Annotated in this window: 15 protein-coding genes; 6 read left to right on the top strand and 9 right to left on the bottom strand. The window is 39.1% G+C overall.

The annotated features are described in order from the left end of the window. Positions 1-32: 32 nt before the first annotated feature. The 5 genes from J8L70_RS05190 to J8L70_RS05170 are packed head-to-tail and all read right to left on the bottom strand — an operon-like array spanning position 33 to position 4,880. Positions 33-2,123 (bottom strand): type IV pilus secretin PilQ family protein, encoded by a 2,091-nt coding sequence (locus J8L70_RS05190; RefSeq protein ID WP_211054426.1) that lies wholly within the window; start codon positions 2,121-2,123, stop codon positions 33-35. After that, positions 2,110-2,649 carry a pilus assembly protein PilP gene (locus J8L70_RS05185; RefSeq protein WP_211054425.1) on the bottom strand — a complete coding sequence of 180 codons (540 nt, stop codon included), beginning with the start codon at positions 2,647-2,649 and terminating at the stop codon, positions 2,110-2,112. The genes J8L70_RS05190 and J8L70_RS05185 overlap by 14 nt, the downstream gene beginning before the upstream one ends. Further along, complete coding sequence (locus J8L70_RS05180) at positions 2,646-3,251, bottom strand: type 4a pilus biogenesis protein PilO (RefSeq protein ID WP_211054424.1); 606 nt, start codon at positions 3,249-3,251, stop codon at positions 2,646-2,648. Before J8L70_RS05180 ends, J8L70_RS05185 begins: the two co-directional genes overlap by 4 nt. Further along, positions 3,241-3,813, bottom strand: a complete 573-nt coding sequence (locus J8L70_RS05175) for a PilN domain-containing protein (RefSeq protein WP_211054423.1) — start codon at positions 3,811-3,813, stop codon at positions 3,241-3,243. Before J8L70_RS05175 ends, J8L70_RS05180 begins: the two co-directional genes overlap by 11 nt. After that, positions 3,801-4,880: a pilus assembly protein PilM gene (locus J8L70_RS05170; RefSeq protein ID WP_211054422.1), complete on the bottom strand. Its 1,080-nt coding sequence runs from the start codon at positions 4,878-4,880 to the stop codon at positions 3,801-3,803. The genes J8L70_RS05175 and J8L70_RS05170 overlap by 13 nt, the downstream gene beginning before the upstream one ends. Positions 4,881-5,011: 131 nt before the next feature. Between J8L70_RS05170 and J8L70_RS05165 the strand changes: the two genes are divergently transcribed. Further along, the gene (locus J8L70_RS05165) at positions 5,012-7,510 is read left to right on the top strand and encodes a PBP1A family penicillin-binding protein (RefSeq protein WP_211054421.1); all 2,499 of its coding nucleotides are present in this window, start codon (positions 5,012-5,014) and stop codon (positions 7,508-7,510) included. A gap of 72 nt (positions 7,511-7,582) precedes the next feature. Here the strand turns inward: J8L70_RS05165 and metL are convergent, their stop codons facing one another. Then, positions 7,583-9,928, bottom strand: coding sequence for a bifunctional aspartate kinase/homoserine dehydrogenase II (gene metL, locus J8L70_RS05160; RefSeq protein ID WP_211054420.1), 2,346 nt, complete (start codon positions 9,926-9,928; stop codon positions 7,583-7,585). A gap of 8 nt (positions 9,929-9,936) precedes the next feature. Further along, positions 9,937-11,133, bottom strand: coding sequence for a cystathionine gamma-synthase (gene metB / locus J8L70_RS05155; RefSeq protein ID WP_211054419.1), 1,197 nt, complete (start codon positions 11,131-11,133; stop codon positions 9,937-9,939). 199 nt (positions 11,134-11,332) lie between these two features. On the opposite strand from metB, the gene metJ reads away from it, so the two are divergent. Then, complete coding sequence (metJ, locus tag J8L70_RS05150; protein WP_211054418.1) at positions 11,333-11,653, top strand: met regulon transcriptional regulator MetJ; 321 nt, start codon at positions 11,333-11,335, stop codon at positions 11,651-11,653. 65 nt (positions 11,654-11,718) lie between these two features. On the opposite strand, the gene J8L70_RS05145 is transcribed toward metJ, so the two are convergent. Both J8L70_RS05145 and rpmE read right to left on the bottom strand, forming a co-directional pair. Continuing rightward, entirely contained in the window at positions 11,719-12,960 is a 1,242-nt protein-coding gene (locus tag J8L70_RS05145) for a malic enzyme-like NAD(P)-binding protein (RefSeq protein WP_211054417.1), read from the bottom strand. 569 nt (positions 12,961-13,529) lie between these two features. Further along, the gene (gene rpmE / locus J8L70_RS05140; protein ID WP_008115018.1) at positions 13,530-13,745 is read right to left on the bottom strand and encodes a 50S ribosomal protein L31; all 216 of its coding nucleotides are present in this window, start codon (positions 13,743-13,745) and stop codon (positions 13,530-13,532) included. 230 nt (positions 13,746-13,975) lie between these two features. On the opposite strand from rpmE, the gene priA reads away from it, so the two are divergent. From priA to hslU, 4 genes are all read left to right on the top strand, one after another. Next, positions 13,976-16,162, top strand: a complete 2,187-nt coding sequence (gene priA / locus J8L70_RS05135; protein ID WP_211054416.1) for a primosomal protein N' — start codon at positions 13,976-13,978, stop codon at positions 16,160-16,162. 18 nt (positions 16,163-16,180) lie between these two features. Further along, positions 16,181-16,714, top strand: a complete 534-nt coding sequence (locus J8L70_RS05130) for an SPOR domain-containing protein (RefSeq protein ID WP_211054415.1) — start codon at positions 16,181-16,183, stop codon at positions 16,712-16,714. Between the two features lie 80 nt (positions 16,715-16,794). Then, the gene (gene hslV, locus J8L70_RS05125) at positions 16,795-17,313 is read left to right on the top strand and encodes an ATP-dependent protease subunit HslV (RefSeq protein ID WP_211054414.1); all 519 of its coding nucleotides are present in this window, start codon (positions 16,795-16,797) and stop codon (positions 17,311-17,313) included. 11 nt (positions 17,314-17,324) lie between these two features. Further along, positions 17,325-18,653 carry an HslU--HslV peptidase ATPase subunit gene (hslU, locus tag J8L70_RS05120; RefSeq protein WP_211054413.1) on the top strand — a complete coding sequence of 443 codons (1,329 nt, stop codon included), beginning with the start codon at positions 17,325-17,327 and terminating at the stop codon, positions 18,651-18,653. Positions 18,654-18,688 lie beyond the last annotated feature (35 nt).

Below are 18,688 nucleotides of genomic sequence, written 5' to 3'. Positions count from 1 at the left end.
TTACCTAATTATTAGTAAATATATGCATTGATTTAATCAATTTGTATCCTTGGTGTGACAAAAATCAATAATTCACGCTTCTCATTATACTCAGATGTATTTTTAAATAGCCTTCCTAAGTATGGAATATCACCTAAAACAGGTACTTTGCTCGTTGAATTAATAATTTGTTGCTGAAATATTCCGCCTAATACGACAGTTTGACCATTATCAACGAGTACTTGGGTTTCTATTTGCTGAGTATTAATTGCGACAGCTTCACCTGTTCCTGTTGATACTGTATCGCCTTGTGTATCTTGCGTAATGACTAAATCGAGTATCACTTTATTGTCAGGTGTAATATGCGGTGTTACTTCTAAGCTTAATACTGCCTTTTTAAAGCTAACTGTTGTAGCGCCACTTGATGCTGATTCAACATACGGAATTTCTGTACCTTGCTCAATACGCGCCTTTTGCTGATTAGCTGCAGTAATGCGCGGGCTAGCAATAATTTCACCTTTATTTTCTTCCTCAAGTGCACTGAGCTCTAAATCGATTAATGTACCATTACCTAATTTTGCTATTTGCATGCCAATACTAGCCACTGGGTTTGCAATTGGTAAGTTTACATTTAGTCTGTCACTTAAATCAGCTACGGTACCCGATGCAGTAGAGTCGGCACCTTCTAATGACCCTGAAATTGCCACGTCATCTTGCAAATTACTTAGCCCCCAACGTACCCCCATGTCTTCAGATACATTATCAGAGACAGTAACCATACGAGCTTCAATAACAACTTGCTTAACCGGGATATCGAGTGTTTCAATCATACGTCGAATGCTTTCAATACTTTTCGCCGTATCTTTAATTAACAATGTATTTGTACGGACATCTACCGACACACTACCACGCGCTGTAATAATGCTATTACGTTCTGTTTTTAATAATTCAGAAAAGCTTTCGGCTTTTGCGTAATTTAAACGAATATATTCACTATACAATGGTTCTAAATCTTCAACTTGGCGCTGTGCCTGTAAATCTTTAGCTTCTCGCGCAGCAAGCTCTTCTGAAGGTGCAACCATCAAAATAGAACCGTCCATACGTTTATCAAGGCCTTTAATCTTTAATACAACATCAAGAGCTTGATCCCAAGCAACGCCATCTAATCGCAACGTAATGTTGCCAGTAACTGAATCGCTAGTAACTAGGTTAAAATCGTTGTAACCGGCAATAATCTGCAATACTGCGCGTACGGGGATATCTTGGAAGTTCAATGTCATCGGCCGACCTTGATATTCCTTACCGCCTTCTAAATATGAACTTTGCGTTTCATCTTTTTCTACAGTTAACGTGAATACATTGTCTATTTGTTGATAGGTAAAATTAAACTCAGTATTAGGCTCAATAATAATACGACTCGAATTACTCTCTTTAAATGTTTCGATTGAGCTAACAGCTGTACCAAAATCAAGAACATCTAATTCATACAATAAATCGTCAAGAATATCGGTATGGTGAAAATCAGCGATAATTTTGCCACCACTTTCTTGTACTTCTATTGCAGCTTGCTTCTCTTGTAAGAAAACCAATATTTTAGCTTCGCCCTTTTCACCACGACGAAAATCTATTGATTGAATACTATTAATGTAATTCCCATCATAGGTTTGTGGTTGTTCATCAAGTTCAGTAACTTGTTCAGTGAGTGGGTGATCAGAAATGCGCAGCGATACTAAATTATTTTTAACCTCGGTTTGATAAATCTTTAAACGTTCGAGGTTTATCGTCACTTTTAAACCTTGTTCAGTCATGACGCTGGAAACGTTATTAATGCCAGCTTGATCTACTGGCACATTATTTAAGCCCTCTTCAAGCGTGGCATTTTTAAATAACATTTCAACACGTGCTGGCGTATTAAACACTTGGATTGTTGGCTCTGCTTGCAATTCTTCATCAAATACCAATTGCAGCTCGGTTTCACCTTTTAGCAATGGATTATAACGCACATCATAAAGCAAAGGCTCTGCAGATACCGTTTTAACAAAAAAGAGCGTTAGGGTTAAAAATAAAGCGCAGTTAACACGAGCTCTCAAAAGTACATCCTTATGCATATTTATATTACCTTTTACTGTATTAGTTTGAGCCATTATCTGCCGCCTCTAACATTTCTAACTTAGTCAAGCGCTCTTTCCAACAACCAGACCCATCAGGAATTAATTCAACAATTTCTAAATAATCACTATGTACACTTTGTACTTTTCCGTCATAACTACCTAAGTAGTTACCCACTCCAGCCCTATGTAAAGTACTGTCGCTGGTCGCTTCAATTAATGCCCATGTTTTACCATTTGATCCTAGCGTCCCTTTCATTGCTAAATTATCTAATGGGTACTTCTCTAAAGGCTCACGTTGGCGACTTTGCTCTGGATGTAGACAATTTTTTATTTGCGTTAACTTATTTTGAATAATTTCTGGTTGTGGCGCCACAAAGGGGCTGCGTAATTGCGATGCATTATATTCAAAATGCTCAAACTCAATTAAATTTGGAATATCTTCTATTTTAGGCGTTGTACTTGCTTTAACTTGATCGATAAACTCTTTTTGCTCAGTCGTATCTGCATTACAGCCAACTAAAAAAATAGTAATAAGAGAGGTTAAGGTTAGTTTATTCACTTTTTATCCCTCTCCTCATAACGATAGGTTTTAGCAATAACACTAAATGTTAGCTTTTTTTCACCTGCCGAAGCAATACTAAAGTCATGTAAGCTTACAATTCGAGGCAATTGAGCAACTTTATCAACAAAATTCCCAAATTCATGATAAGCCCCTACAACTTCAATTTTAATCGGCAGCTCTGTATAAAATTCTTTTTCAACTTCTGGCAACCAGCCAATTTTTAAAAACGTTAAACCGCTAGTTGTACCTACATAAGATAAATCATCTAAAAGTCCTGGGGTTTCATTTGAAGTTGGTAAGCGCTTTAATAATTGCGAAAACTCATCTTCCATTTGCACCATTTGATTGCGATAAACATCTAATTTACTCGCTACGGCATACTTAGCCTTATAAGTATTTCTAAGCTCAGTCTCTTTTTGTACTGCATTACTGTATGCTGAAATTTCATCAGAGACTAATAAACTATAACTAAAAAATAATACAATAAAGGCAAGCACAACTGAACATAATGCTTTTACAACAACAGGCCAGTCCCCAATGTTATCAAGTTCTATTTCATTCCAATCGATATCAAATAACGCTTTAAGATCAAGGTTCATTGGCAACCTCACCTATTTTATCAAATGGTTTGATATAAAATTCCATATTAAAGTCACTCAATAACCGACCGGTACTTTCACCTGCAACAATCCCTTGCATAATTGGCCTTTCTAATAAATAAGAATTTTGTACTTCGCGTAACATGCTCGATAGCCTGTTATTTGATTCGCTTCGCCCAGAAACCGTTACTTTTCTATCCCGACGTTCTAATTTTGTTAAATAAACACCTGCAGGTACGATACGGGCAACCTCATCCATTAACTGTGTGCCTAAATTACGGCTACCTTGAAGCTCTTCTATAAGCTTCATTCGTTGTTTAAGGTTTTCCTTTTTCTTATCTAGCTCTCTGATATCACGAATACGCTTATCCAACATGCTAATTTCAGAGCTTAAGTAGTTGTTTCTTAAATTTTGGCCTTCTTTTAAGCTGCCATAATAACTGCTTAATACATACATAAAAGCAAAACATATTACTGCGATCCCCCCTAAAAAAATCAAAAATTTCTTTTTCGATTCTTCTCTTTGGTGTTCACGCCAAGGAAGGAGATTTATATATGGCATGATGAAAAGCTCCTTAATGCCAGCCCTGTTGCAATTGCAAATTGGCTACGATGTCTTTGCAACATATTACGATCTACTTTAGGTGATATTTCCATACTTACAAACGGCTCCACTGCCACGGTATGTATGCCAAGTTCTTCAATTAATAACCTTTCAAGCCCATCAATCATCGATGTGCCACCCGTAAGCACGATGTAATCCACTTGATCTTTACCACTGGTCGTTAAAAACATTTGCACTGCTCGGCGTACTTGTTGCAAAAATGCAGTTTGAAACGGGGCAAGTACTTCAAAAGTATAATTTGGAGGTAAATCTCCCGTGGTTTTACCAATTTCAGCCTCATCAAAGCTTTTATTATAATAATTAACAATGCTGTTAGTGTATTGCTCGCCACCAAATACTTGGTCACGGGTATAAATCGTTTCTCCAGCTTGTACAACGCTTACTAATGTTAATACTGCGCCAATATCGACAATCGCAACACACTTATCAAATGCATCACTTGGTAATTGCTTATAATACACGTCCATCGATCGACTCAAAGCATAACTTTCTACATCGACAACTTTTGCTTTTAAGTTAGCAACCTCTAATGCACCTACTCGCGCTTCAACACTTTCAGTTCGTGCCGCTGATAACAACACGTTAACCTTACTAGGATCCGCTTCGTTAATAGCTAATTTTTCAAAGTCGATATTTACTTCATCTAACGGGTAAGGGATTAAACTGTCGGCTTCAATTTCTATTTGCGATTCAAGTTCAGCATCCGTTAAAGTGACATCCATAAAAATAACTTTCGTTATTACGGTTTGCCCTGATACAGCCACAGCGGCAGATTTAAGCTGTTTAGGTAACTTTCTTTTTAATTTAGTTATGATATTACCTATCGCTTCAATATCTTGAATTGAGCGTTCACTCATCGCCCCTTTGGGCATCGGTTCTATTGCCAGTGCTTCAAGTCGAAATCCAGTTTCAATTTCTGTTAAAAGCACCGCTTTTATAGAGTGAGATCCAATATCAATTCCTACCATCATTTCAGATGGTTTTTGAAATAGTTGACTTAGCATGTTTGCAACTTTGCCTTTGTAATAAATTAAACAAGTTATAATTTTTTGCTGAAAAAATATTATTCAATTTTTAATCAATATATACTACCAGTGTCCAATCGTAATTGGGAGTCCAATAAGGGAAATATTAAGTGATTTTATTAAAACGAACTTTACAATTTTTTATCATTTGCACGTTATTTAGTTTGATAACACTCATCAGCCTTTATTACTACGTTAAACCTGATATCCCCAGTGTGCAAGTTTTAAAAGACGTACAATTACAAACCCCTATGCAAGTTTTCACTAAAGATGGTTTGTTAATCAATCAATTTGGTGAGAAAAGAAGGATACCTGTAACGATAGAACAAATCCCTAAGCCATTGATTCAAGCGATATTAGCAACCGAAGACAATCGTTTTTATGATCATTATGGTATTGATCCAATAGGTATTGTTCGCTCCGCTTTAGTCTTAATTTCAACGGGTGAAAAAAAGCAAGGCGCCAGCACAATTACCATGCAATTAGCGCGAAACTTCTTTTTAACACGAGAAAAAGCCTACATTCGAAAAGTTAAAGAAATATTTATTGCATTACATATTGAGAATGTTCTCAGTAAAGATGAAATTCTCGAACTCTACCTAAACAAAATTGAATTAGGTAATCGGGCTTTTGGTATTGGTGCTGCAGCTCAAGTTTATTATGGTAAAGAACTAAAAGATTTAACTTTAGCGCAAATGGCAATGATTGCTGGATTACCAAAAGCTCCTTCAGCATTAAATCCTATTAGAAACCCAACACGAGCAAAGTCTCGTCGTAATGTCGTATTGGGGCGCATGCATACCGAAGGGTATATTACTGATGATGAATTTATAAGTGCAAAAAACGCACCAATAACAGCATACTTTCATGGCGCTGAAATTGACTTATATGCCCCTTATATTGCAGAAATGGTACGTGCCGAAATGGTCACGAAATTCGGTAAAGACAATGCCTATAACCAAGGTTTTAAAGTCTTTACCAGTGTTAATTCCAAAGTACAAAAAGCAGCTCAAACAGCCCTTATAAATAATCTACATAATTACGATATGCGCCATGGTTATCGTGGTGCAGCTGCAATATTATGGGATAACGAGACTCAGCAGCCATTAGCAACTCAAGAAATACTTAAAAAACTAAACACAGTGAATGAGATATCACCATTAATTGCCGCGGCGGTTACTGAAGTATCACAGTTATCTGCACAAGTATTATTAAAAACCGGTGAGCAAGTTACCCTCTCATGGGATAATTTAAAGTGGGCACGTAAATACATCACACGCTATCGTCAGGGGTTTGCTCCTAAAACCGCAAATGAAATACTCACCCCTGGGGAGCAGATATTTTTACGCAAAAACAAAGACAACAGCTATATATTGAGCCAGCTTCCTGAAGCCGCTAGTGCATTGGTTTCATTAAACCCACAAAATGGTGGAGTCAAAGCGATTGTTGGTGGCTATAGTTTTACTCAGAGCCAATATAATAGAGCCGTTCAGGCAAAACGACAGGTAGGCTCTAACATCAAGCCATTTATATATTCTGCTGCGCTTGAAAAAGGTTATACATTAGCTTCAATTTTAAATGACGCCCCTATAAACCAGTGGGATAAAAGCCAAGGTGTTGCATGGAGACCAAAAAACAGTCCAGCCGTTTACGATGGTCCAATAAGAATTAGACGCGCGTTAGCTCAATCTAAAAATGTAATTTCGGTGCGCTTGTTAAGAGGTGTCGGCTTACAACGTACTGCCGATCACTTGTTAAAATTTGGCTTTGCAGATGAAGATATTAACCGTAGTGAATCGCTTGCATTAGGGAGCGCAGCAATCACCCCGATTGAACTAGCTCGTGGCATGAGTGCATTTGCCAACGGGGGCCACCTTATAGAACCTTATTTTATCGAAGAAATTCAAGACGCTTATGGCAAAGTACTTTTTAAAGCCAACCCCACCATTATTTGTGAAGAACAATATAGTGATATTCCCTCTATTCAATTAACGACTAACCACTCCACAGAAGTAGACAGCGAGCCGCAACCTAACTGTGCGCCTCAAATTATTTCAAAGCAAAACGCCTTCTTGATTTCTCAAGCAATGCATAGCGCTATATGGGGTGGCGGTAGTTGGAGCCATAAAACAGGATGGAGTGGTACTGGTTGGCGTGCCCAAGCATTAAAGCGTCGTGATTTATCAGGGAAAACCGGCACCACCAATGATGCTGTAGACACCTGGTTTAGTGGTTTTAATAAAAATTTATTAACCTCAGTGTGGGTTGGCTTTGATAACCCGGGTAACCCATTAGGCCGTACTAGCCGTAATACCAACCTGGGAAGTGATCAGATTGCAGGTGCAGAGGCTGGAGCTAAAACAGCGCAACCTGCTTGGGTAGAGTTTATGGCTGCGGCTCTTGAAGGCACACCCGAAGCCCCTATTGAGCCCCCGGAAGACTTAGTTTCGGTACGAATCGATTTAGCAACGGGTTTATTAAGTCATAAAAATGATTATACCAGCCGTTTTGAGTACTTTGAAAAAGGCACTGCCCCAACAAAGTATGTAACAAAACATCCAAGTAACATTTTTGAAGAAAAGACTAAAACAGTAGATAACTTATTTTAACAAATAGAAAATAAATAGCCTTTTCAGTTTTTGAAAAGGCTATTTAAGTGCATACAACAAACTAACTACGGCTTACTTAAGCGCTTGCACTAACCAAAATAAATCAGAATGAATACCCGCAGCAGTCACTTGCGTCCCGGCACCAGGGCCTTGAATAACAAGTGCATTATCTTTATAAAATTGGCTGTTAATCACAAAGATATTATCGCCAGGCGTTAAATTTGCTAAAGCATGTCCCTTCGCAACAAAGTTAATACCGACTTGTGCTACGACTTTACCTTCAATCACTTCTAACACCCCTGTATAGCGTAAAACAGCGTTGTTTTGCTCCGCTAAATCAGCTTGCTCAGAGATAAAACTATCGAGTAACTGCTTATTATCAATAAAGTCATCCCAGCTTCCACTGGTTAATGCTTGAGGCATTAAAGGACTCAGTGAAATATCAGCTAGATCAAGCTCTATTCCTAATTCTCGCGCTAAAATAAGTAACTTTCGCTGCATATCACGACCAGACAAATCTTCTCGTGGATCAGGCTCTGTAATTCCCATTTTTTGGGCGTTAAAAAGTAACTCTGAAAAAGCAACTGAGCCATCATAGCGACTACATAACCACGATAAAGTACCTGAAAAAACACCTTCTATTTTTATCACTTCATCGCCACTATTTTGCAAATCAGCTAATGCAAAGTTGATTGGTAAACCAGCACCAACACTGGCGTTATAACGCCAATGCAAATTACGTTCAGCAAGATGATTTCGCAGTGTATTATACCAAGGAGTTGCAGCAGTGCCGGCATACTTATTAGCACTAATAAGGTGGCAGTTTAATTGTGAAAATTGCAGATATAACTGACTAAATGAATGACTGGCAGTAATATCAATCACCACTTTGTGATCATAATCAAGCGCTTTAATTTGCTCAAGTAAATCAGCAGTTTTATAAGGTGCCGCTTCACTCTTATATTGCTTTTGCCACGTATCTAGACAAACCCCTGAAGCATTAAATAGCATCGTTTTTGAACGCAATAATCCGACTAACTTCACATCAAAGTGCTGAGCTAATCGGTTTATTTGATTAGACAACTGGTTAATAAAAACCTCACCCACATTGCCTAACCCAGCAATAATTATCGCCAGCTCTTGTCCTTTATTAATTAATCGCTCATGCAGTTCACTAAGCACATCACTGTCGATTACCTGCTCAGTTAATATTATTGCATACGACCCACCTTGATGAATAAATCGAGGCTCTATACGCTGTTGGTTCAATAACTCTTGTGCTTGTGTGCATAACTGTAGCGCCTCACTTTCACTCGCCACCAGCGCACACCCATTTAAATTAGATTCACTAATATTTGCTCTACCAGCAAAGTAACTCACCACCTGATGAGTATAGTGTGCAGGTACTATGATGTAGGTTTCGCCGTGTTGATTAAAATGATGCAAACTCTGTTGAATAAGCTGACTTACATGCGCAACTTCTTTACTATGCAGCCCTTCAACTCGTAATAAATCAACATTAGTTAAAGTCGTAATAAAACGTTTTTGTTTGGTGTAACCTTCTTTCACAACTTCAGTTGGAGTCGCTTCAATATCAAAACTACTGCGAACAGCCAGTTTTATATCTGTATTTTTTAATGGCGAAAGTGTTTTAGCATGTAATACAGGATTGCCTAAAAGTGCCAATAAATGAGCTTGCCCGCGACATACTTTGCTATATTTAATCGCCTGTTTAACTTTTCGCGGGTCGGTACTAAATACACCTTGTGTATCAGTCCAAATACTTACTGAATTAGCATGGCAATAATAAGCCAATAATGAAGCGCTATAATCGCTACCATTACGTCCAAATGTAACCGTTTCACCTTGTACATTTGCAGCAATAAAGCCGGTCACCACATTAATTTTTTCAGCTAAAATATATTGACCCGTCTGCTGTATATTTTTTTGCGTTAGTAGTTGCCCATCACTAAGAGTAAATAAAGTACGCGCATCTAAAGCGTGCGCAGGTATCGCTAAGGTTTGTAAGTAAGCAGCGAGCAAACGCGCTGACCACAGTTCACCATGAGCTAATAACGCAGCCTCTGATAATTTTTTTTGTGAAATGTGTTGATTGATTATCAGCAACTCATTATCAAGTTGCTGTAATGTTTCGTGCTTAATATCCCCATGTAATAAAGGATCTATTAAGCCCTTTTGCTGATTGTGCAGTAGTAACAAAATGTCATTAAGTGCTTGGCTATCTTTTTGCAGGTAGCTTTGCCATAACTTAACTAAAGTGTCAGTGGTTTTGCCCGCCGCCGACACCACCACACAATCACCGGCCTGACTATTGGCAATAATAATTTTTGCGACATGTTGATAGCGCTCACTGGTACTGAGACTCGACCCACCAAACTTATGAACCGTATTAACCATAATATGGCTTACGCCCCTCTTGATGCTCTGTTTACATTTTTATTTGTTCCTGGCTGTACCTTTGCAAACACGCGAGTAAAATCAGCTATCAGATCGTTAATATCTTCGATACCCACCGAGATTCGGATTAACGTATCGCCCACTCCGGCTTCAATACGTGCATCAGCATCCATACCTGCGTGAGTCATTGTTGCAGGATGACAAATTAAGCTCTCAACACCGCCTAATGACTCCGCTAAGCTAAATACTTCAAGGTTTGTTAAAAATGCAGCAGCATCGTCAATATTTCCTTTAATATTAAAACTTACCATGCCACCAAACCCCTCTTGTTGTTCTTTAGCTAATTGGTGTTGTGGGTGCGACTCAAGTCCTGGGTAATAAACTTGGTCAACGTAATCCGAAGTTTCTAAATACTTTGCAATCGCAAGTGCATTCTCTTGATGCTGTTTTAAACGTACATTTAAAGTACGTAAGCCACGTAATGTTAAATAACTATCAAATGGCGCACCCGTAATACCAATATTATTTGCCCACCACGCCAACTCTGCTCCTAACTCTGCTGTTGCCGCCACGACAGCCCCACCGACCACATCCGAATGGCCGTTAATGTATTTAGTTGTTGAGTGAACAACAATATCAACGCCCATTTTTATAGGGTTTTGCAACGCAGGAGATAAAAAGGTGTTATCGGCAGCAACCAAAGCTCCACACTGTCTAGCGATATTCGTTATTGCTCTGATATCCGTTAAGCGCAGTACGGGGTTGCTTGGTGTTTCGATCCAAATTAATTTAGGTTTAATGGTGAGTATTTTATCTAAATTGTCTGACTTAGTTAAATCGAGCACCTCAACCTTAAGCAACCCACGTTTCGCTAAAGAGGTAAATAAACGGTAACTGCCACCATAACAATCATGAGGGATAACCAATGTATCATCGCTATTTAATAGCTGAGTTGCCAAATGTACGGCAGCCATACCTGTTGCAGTAATAATCCCCTTTGCACCGCCTTCAAGTTTAGCGATTGTATCAGCCAAAATATCACGATTTGGATTCCCGCTTCGGCCATAATCGTAATCACGCTTAACATCAAAATCAGCAAATGAATAAGTTGTTGTTAAATATAATGGGGGAACAACCGCACCATGATGCTTATCAGCTTCTACACCATTACGCACTGCAACGGTCGATTTATTCTTTTCGCTCATGTTTGATACCTGCTTTATTTGGAAGTTTAGACGTCTAAAAGATTAAGTTATTCAGTTCAAGAAGTCAAAACATTTAAATTTCTAGATGGCTAGCCAACTATTGTTTGACTATCTTTTTTAAAACGATAGAATTTCAAGCATAATTACACGCTTTTTATGCGTTGTGAGCAATAATAATTTTGAGGCATTGATACATCTTATGGCTAAATGGAATGGTGAATACGTACACCCCTATGCAGAACACGGGAAAAAATCAGAACAAGTAAAGAAAATCACCGTTTCGATCCCCCTTAATGTATTAAAAGTATTAACCGACGAACGTACCCGTCGTCAAATAAACAATTTACGTCATGCCACTAACAGCGAATTGTTATGCGAAGCATTTTTACATGCATTTACTGGACAACCTTTGCCTAACGACGATGATTTACGTAAAGATAATCCTGAAAAAGTACCTGAAGAAGTGAAAAAAATAATGCAAGAAATGGGGTTAGAAGTCCCTATTTTAACTGAAGATTAATTGCTTTAAGACATAAAATAACCTCCATTAAGTGAGGTTTTTTTATGTCTTATAAAATAACGCCCTTAACTCATATAATTGTCAGGTAGAGGGATTTGAGCGACCCCTGAGTTAATCGCAGCTTGCGCCACGGCCTTTGCTATACGTGGTAATAACCTTGGATCCATTGGTTTGGGAATAATATACTGCGCACCAAACTCAAGTGACTCTACATCTGCCGCTTTTAATACTTCAGCAGGCACCGATTCTTTTGCAATACTACGAATTGCTTCAACCGCGGCTATTTTCATTTCATCATTTATTGCACTAGCACGCACATCAAGCGCGCCTCTAAAAATAAACGGGAAACATAATACATTATTAACCTGATTTGGATAATCAGAACGCCCCGTAGCCATAATTAAATCATTGCGAGCACCGTGAGCTAGCTCAGGTGATATTTCAGGGTCAGGGTTAGAGCATGCAAATACAACGGGCTTGTCTGCCATTAATTTTAAATCATCTGCACTAAGTAGATTAGGGCCTGACACACCAACAAACACATCCGCATTGGCAATGACATCTTGCAAAGTACGTTTATCGGTATTATTGGCAAATAATTTTTTATATTCGTTTAAATCATCACGGCGGGTATGAATCACCCCTTTACGATCAAGCATGTATATATGCTCTCGTAATGCACCACATTTTATCAGTAGCTCCATGCACGCAACCGCGGCAGCTCCCGCACCTAAGCACACAATTATTGCATCACTAATATTTTTACCTTGTACTTCAAGCGCATTTAACATGCCTGCGGCAGTAACAATCGCTGTTCCGTGTTGATCATCATGAAATACCGGAATGCTACAGCGCTCTATTAACGCTTTTTCTATTTCAAAACATTCAGGGGCTTTTATATCTTCCAGGTTAATGCCGCCAAACGTGTCGGCTATATTTGCAACCGTATTAATAAAGTCTTCAGTGCTTCGGTGCTTTACTTCAATGTCGATTGAATCAAGGCCGGCAAAACGCTTAAATAATAATGCTTTTCCTTCCATCACCGGTTTTGATGCAAGCGGCCCTAAATTACCAAGCCCTAAAATAGCGGTACCATTTGAAATAACGGCGACCATATTCCCTTTGCCTGTATATTTATACGCATTTGCAGGATCAGTTGCTATTTCACGAACGGGTTCAGCCACACCGGGGCTATACGCTAAAGCAAGGTCTTGAACAGTTTCAGCAGGCTTGGTTAGCTCTATACTAATTTTACCTGGGACGGGGTGGGCGTGGTAATGTAATGCTTGTTCACGAAAGTCAGACATAATGCACTATTCCTGAAATAATAAGTTAAGTGAGTGGCCAATGTTGACGCTACAATACGCGCATTATTTTTAGATTCCAAGCGATATCAGGTCTATCCTGTTATCGCCATTATCGATAAATTTCATCTCTATTTTAAACAATTTAAACGAATTTAATTAAAGTAAGGTTAAATAAAAACACACTATAAATAGCACTTTTTAGAATCATTTAACCTTTTGAGTAAACGCTATATATAAGCAGTTTTAATTCATTAAAAATAACGAAAAAACAAAAAACTGAACATGTTAGGTGCAAATCACTTCATATTATTAGCAGTTAAAGCATTGTCTAACGTTTAAATATTTTAAAATAGAATCAATACGAGACCCTAGGTCAGTAAAGGTTTATGCATATACAAAAGAGTAACCAGAAATAGTTATGCACACAGCCAAAGAAAGGAAATTCGATAAGATAAGGAGGGATACGGTACGAATGAGGATTTTAAACGTAAATAACCGTTACTAAAATGAAAAATATTCAGCCACAAAAAAAGCACCCTAAGGTGCTTTTTTTAACTAAACAGCAATAATTACTTTTTGCTGCTAAGTGCACCGAAGCGCTTGTTGAAGCGATCAACACGGCCGCCAGTGTCTAAAATCTTTTGCTTACCAGTGTAAAACGGGTGACACGCAGAACATACGTCTAAGTGAATATCTTTACACAAAGTAGAACGAGTTTCGAATTTATTGCCGCATGAACAAGTTGCAGAAATTACTTCGTACTTAGGGTGAATACCTTCTTTCATAGGAACCTCTAGTTAAGGCCGCATCGCTCTCCAAACCCGAAGTTTGGTACCATACGTCGTTAAAACAAATTTATAAGCCGCGGATTCTATCCAACAACTAACACACACACAAGCTTTTATTCAGCTTTTTGTCAAAAAACAACCAAGGCTAAAGCAAACACCATTTGTTAGTAGGTTTTTAATGTTATATTTAGTACATTAAAGCATTCAGTTTATCGCGTTGAGTTATTATGTATTTTGTTGAAGTTGCTATAAAAGTTCCATTACCACGCGCCTTCGATTATAAAGTAGATGAGCAATTAGCAGGACTGACTGCAAAACTCACCCCTGGCATGCGTATTTTGGTTCCTTTCGGTACTCAGCGCAAAGTAGGCGTTGTACTGGCGGTAAAAAACGACACCCAAATTAATGCCGATAAAATTAAAACAATTATCGATGTTATCGATACTGCACCAGTGCTATCTCAATCACATATTGAGTTACTACGCTTTACTGCGCGTTATTATTGCTACCCCTTAGGTGAGACAATTCACATTGCACTCCCTAATGCACTGCGCCAAGGTGAGTCTCCCGATAAAACAAGCATTAATATGATTAGCCTGAGCGAAAAAGGCGCAAAAATCCCCTCGTTAAAATCTAAATTACAATTAGGTTTGTTAAAACAACTTGCTGAATCAGGTAAATCATCGCTGACCGAATTAAAAGCACTCGGATTTAGTAAAGCCACAATAGATAGTTTATTAAAAAAAGAATACATCAATCAAACTATCGAACACGACAACCAATGGCAAACTAACCCGCTGATAGTCGGTGAAAAGCCCACATTAAATAAAGAGCAAGCCGTTGCCTGCACCACAATAAATCAAAGCATTGGTTTTAAATCTTTTTTACTTGAAGGGGTCACCGGTAGTGGTAAAACAGAAGTGTACCTACAGTGCCTTGAAGAAATAATAAAAAAAGGTAAACAGGCATTAGTATTAGTGCCTGAGATAGGCCTAACACCACAAACCGTTAACCGCTTTCGCCGCCGTTTTCCCAATACCCCAATCATGCTATGGCATTCGGCACTCACTGATAATGAGCGCTTACAAACCTGGCGATTTTGCGAAAAAGGCAGCTGTGCCATAGTGATTGGCACCCGCTCTAGTATTTTTTTACCCTTTTTATCGTTAGGCATGATTGTTGTTGATGAAGAGCACGACTCCTCATTTAAGCAACAAGATACATTACGCTATCATGCGCGAGACTTAGCTGCATACCGTGCTTTTCAGCATCAAATTCCATTAATATTAGGCACCGCAACCCCAGCTTTAGAAACCTTACACAAAGCAATAAATAACAAGTATCAATTACTCAGCCTCACTGAGCGGGCACAAACAGCAACCGATAATCAATTTGTATTACTCGATATGAAAGGCCAGCCCGATCAAGCCGGTATTGCTCACGCCAGCTTAGCCACGATGCGAAAGCATTTAGCGCTAGGTAAACAGGTCATGGTGTTTTTAAACCGCCGTGGTTTTGCTCCAACCTTAATTTGTCACGAATGTGGCTGGCTGAGCGAATGTAGTCGCTGTAGCACCAGTGCAACGTTTCACAAAGGGATAGGACAAATGATTTGCCACCATTGTGGCGACCAACATCGAGTGCCACACCAATGCCCCGACTGTGGTAGTACACAAATATTTCCTAACGGAAAAGGCACTGAACAAATTGAAGAGTTTTTAACAAACGAATTTACCGACGTACCTGTTACACGAATTGATCGTGATTCAACACGGCGCAAAGGGAGCCTTGAAAAGGCACTCGATGAAATAAACCAAGGCGGTGCACGTATTTTGGTTGGTACGCAAATGCTAGCCAAAGGTCACCACTTTGCCGATGTTAGCTTAGTGCTTATCCTCGATGTTGATAGTGGGCTTTACTCGTGTGACTTTAGAGCAACGGAACACTTAGCACAACTGGTTACCCAAGTGGCAGGAAGAGCGGGACGCAGCGGAGAACCCGGACAAGTGCTATTACAAACGCATTTCCCCGAGCATCCTTTACTGCAAGATTTAGTGAATAATGGCTATCAAGATTTTGCTCGTTATGCGTTAACCGAAAGAGAAGATGCGGACCTTCCCCCCATTACCAATATGGCCATTGTACGAGCACAAGGACAAAATATAAGGCAAGTTGTCGATTTTTTGACAGATTTGGTTCCTGTTGCTGGGGTAACTGGTATACAATTGCTCGGGCCGATACCTGCGCCACTTGAAAAAGTAGCCGGAATGTATCGCTTTCAATTACATATACAAGCGCAAGATCGTAAAATATTACATCAATATCTGGCGCAAATGGTTGATTATTTAAGTACCAGTAAACTTGCTTTAAAAGTGCGCTGGAGCTTAGATGTTGACCCTATAGACATGATTTAGGTTAAGGCCAAAAGCACTATGGCACAGCACGATTTTATAAATAAAGATCCAAATAAAAGAAACACAAAGAAGAAACAAGCTACAAAAAAGCCTTTTCCTTATATTGCGCTTATCTTAAGTATCCTATTAATAGGCGGGTTTGCTTATGGTTTATGGTATATAAAGCATAACGCCGATCCTAAACTTGTTGAATTACAAGCAAACCCAAATACTAAAAAATCGGCTCCAGAGCCAATAGCTAAACCACGGCCACCAGAGTTTATTCAAGAAATAAAAGATCACGAAGTACAAGTTAAAATAAAAGAAATCGAACAAAAAGGCCCTTATGTTATGCAATGTGGTTCGTTTAGAACCGAAAAACAAGCTGAAACGTTAAAAGCTAAAATTGCCTTTGCAGGATTGATTTCAGAAATTAGAAAAACCAATGGCAAAAATGGCGTTTGGTACAAAGTACGATTAGGGCCATATAAAAGTAAACGCCAAGCAGAAAGTGACAAAAATAAACTCAAACGAGTTAACGTTGTTAGTTGCGGTATTTGGGGTTGGACTTGAATTTAGGGTATTCACCCATATAACCTCTTCATCAATCGTTTTTTAAGTGCTGCATAAGCAGTACGATGATGAGGAATAACATGACCACTATCGTAAGTGTACGTCGCGACAATAAAGTAGTAATTGGTGGCGACGGCCAAGTTTCGCTTGGTAATACCGTAATGAAGGGCAACGCCCGTAAAGTTCGACGCCTTTATAATGGCAAAGTGATTGCTGGTTTTGCCGGTGGTACCGCTGATGCTTTTACTCTTTTCGAACGTTTTGAAAGCAAATTAGAAATGCACCAAGGCAATCTCACCAAGGCCGCCGTTGAAATGGCCAAAGATTGGCGCAGTGACCGCGCACTACGTAAACTCGAAGCCCTGTTAGCTGTAGCAGACGAAAGCGCTTCACTAATCATTACCGGTAATGGCGATGTAGTTCAGCCAGAAAATGATTTAATTGCTATTGGTAGTGGTGGTAACTTTGCTCAATCAGCCGCCACTGCACTACTTGAAAATACCGATTTAAGTGCCCACGAAATTGTAGAAAAAAGCCTAACAATTGCAGGCAATATCTGCGTATTCACCAATAACTTCCAAACTATCGAAGAATTGTAATAGGAATAACTATGTCTGCAATGACCCCAAGAGAGATTGTTCACGAGTTAGATCAACATATCATTGGTCAAGCTAATGCTAAAAAAGCGGTTGCGATTGCCCTTAGAAACCGCTGGCGCCGTATGCAATTAGATGAAGATTTACGTAGCGAAGTGACGCCTAAAAATATTTTAATGATTGGCCCAACTGGTGTAGGTAAAACAGAAATTGCTCGCCGCCTTGCTAAATTAGCAAATGCACCTTTTATAAAAGTTGAAGCCACTAAATTCACCGAAGTTGGTTATGTTGGTAAAGAAGTTGAAACGATTATTCGTGACTTAGTCGATGTTGCGATTAAAATGACACGTGAACAACAAACTAAAAAGTTTAAGCATCGTGCCGAGGAAGCTGCCGAAGAACGTATTTTAGATGTTTTACTACCACCAGCCAAAGACCAATACGGTGAAACACAACGTGATGACAATTCATCAACACGCCAAACGTTTCGTAAAAAACTACGCGAAGGCCAGTTAGACGATAAAGAAATTGAAATCGATTTAGCGCAAGCTCAGCCAAATGTTGAAATCATGGCTCCTCCTGGTATGGAAGATATGACCAACCAGTTACAAAGCATGTTTCAAAATATGGGCGGCGAAAAACGCAGTAAGCGTAAGCTAAAAATTAAAGAAGCATTTAAACTTTTAGTTGAAGAAGAAGCCGCTAAATTAGTGAATCCCGAAGAGCTAAAAGAGCAAGCTATTTTCTCAGTTGAGCAAAATGGTATTGTATTTATCGATGAAATAGACAAAATTTGTAAGCGCGGTGACTCATCAGGTCCCGATGTAAGCCGAGAAGGCGTACAACGTGATTTACTGCCATTAATCGAAGGCTCTACGGTAAGCACTAAGCACGGAATGGTAAAAACCGATCACATGCTATTTATTGCCTCGGGTGCATTTCAGATGTCAAAACCATCAGATATGATCCCAGAGCTGCAAGGGCGTTTACCTATTCGAGTTGAGCTTGAAGCATTATCGGCTGATGACTTTAAACGTATCTTAACCGAACCACATGCTTCGCTAACAGAGCAACAACGCGAACTATTAAAAACCGAGCAAGTAGCTATAGAATTTGCAGATGATGCCATTGAACGTATTGCAAAAGCGGCATGGCAAGTAAACGAGAAAACCGAAAATATCGGGGCGCGTCGTTTACACACGGTTATGGAAAAGCTGATGGAAGAAATTTCGTACGATGCATCAGAGCAAGCCGGAACGACACTAACGATTGATGCTGCCTATGTAGAAAAACATTTAGGTGCATTAGTAGAAGATGAAGACTTAAGTCGCTTTATTCTTTAATCAAGTTTATACCGCTATACTTAAAGCCTCCGCCT

This window comes from Pseudoalteromonas sp. MMG010 (genome assembly GCF_018100905.1).
Classification (GTDB): Bacteria; Pseudomonadota; Gammaproteobacteria; order Enterobacterales; family Alteromonadaceae; genus Pseudoalteromonas.
This window is presented reverse-complemented; position numbering and strand designations above follow the sequence as displayed.

What these genes read in the sequence shown, in the direction of transcription:
- J8L70_RS05190 (WP_211054426.1), bottom strand. Translation starts at nt 2,123, where the DNA reads ATGGCTCAAACTAATACAGTAAAAGGTAATATAAATATGCATAAGGAT.
- J8L70_RS05180 (WP_211054424.1), bottom strand. Translation starts at nt 3,251, where the DNA reads ATGAACCTTGATCTTAAAGCGTTATTTGATATCGATTGGAATGAAATA.
- J8L70_RS05175 (WP_211054423.1), bottom strand. Translation starts at nt 3,813, where the DNA reads ATGCCATATATAAATCTCCTTCCTTGGCGTGAACACCAAAGAGAAGAA.
- J8L70_RS05170 (WP_211054422.1), bottom strand. Translation starts at nt 4,880, where the DNA reads ATGCTAAGTCAACTATTTCAAAAACCATCTGAAATGATGGTAGGAATT.
- metL (WP_211054420.1), bottom strand. Translation starts at nt 9,928, where the DNA reads ATGGTTAATACGGTTCATAAGTTTGGTGGGTCGAGTCTCAGTACCAGT.
- metB (WP_211054419.1), bottom strand. Translation starts at nt 11,133, where the DNA reads ATGAGCGAAAAGAATAAATCGACCGTTGCAGTGCGTAATGGTGTAGAA.
- metJ (WP_211054418.1), top strand. Translation starts at nt 11,333, where the DNA reads ATGGCTAAATGGAATGGTGAATACGTACACCCCTATGCAGAACACGGG.
- J8L70_RS05145 (WP_211054417.1), bottom strand. Translation starts at nt 12,960, where the DNA reads ATGTCTGACTTTCGTGAACAAGCATTACATTACCACGCCCACCCCGTC.
- rpmE (WP_008115018.1), bottom strand. Translation starts at nt 13,745, where the DNA reads ATGAAAGAAGGTATTCACCCTAAGTACGAAGTAATTTCTGCAACTTGT.
- priA (WP_211054416.1), top strand. Translation starts at nt 13,976, where the DNA reads ATGTATTTTGTTGAAGTTGCTATAAAAGTTCCATTACCACGCGCCTTC.
- J8L70_RS05130 (WP_211054415.1), top strand. Translation starts at nt 16,181, where the DNA reads ATGGCACAGCACGATTTTATAAATAAAGATCCAAATAAAAGAAACACA.
- hslV (WP_211054414.1), top strand. Translation starts at nt 16,795, where the DNA reads ATGACCACTATCGTAAGTGTACGTCGCGACAATAAAGTAGTAATTGGT.
- hslU (WP_211054413.1), top strand. Translation starts at nt 17,325, where the DNA reads ATGTCTGCAATGACCCCAAGAGAGATTGTTCACGAGTTAGATCAACAT.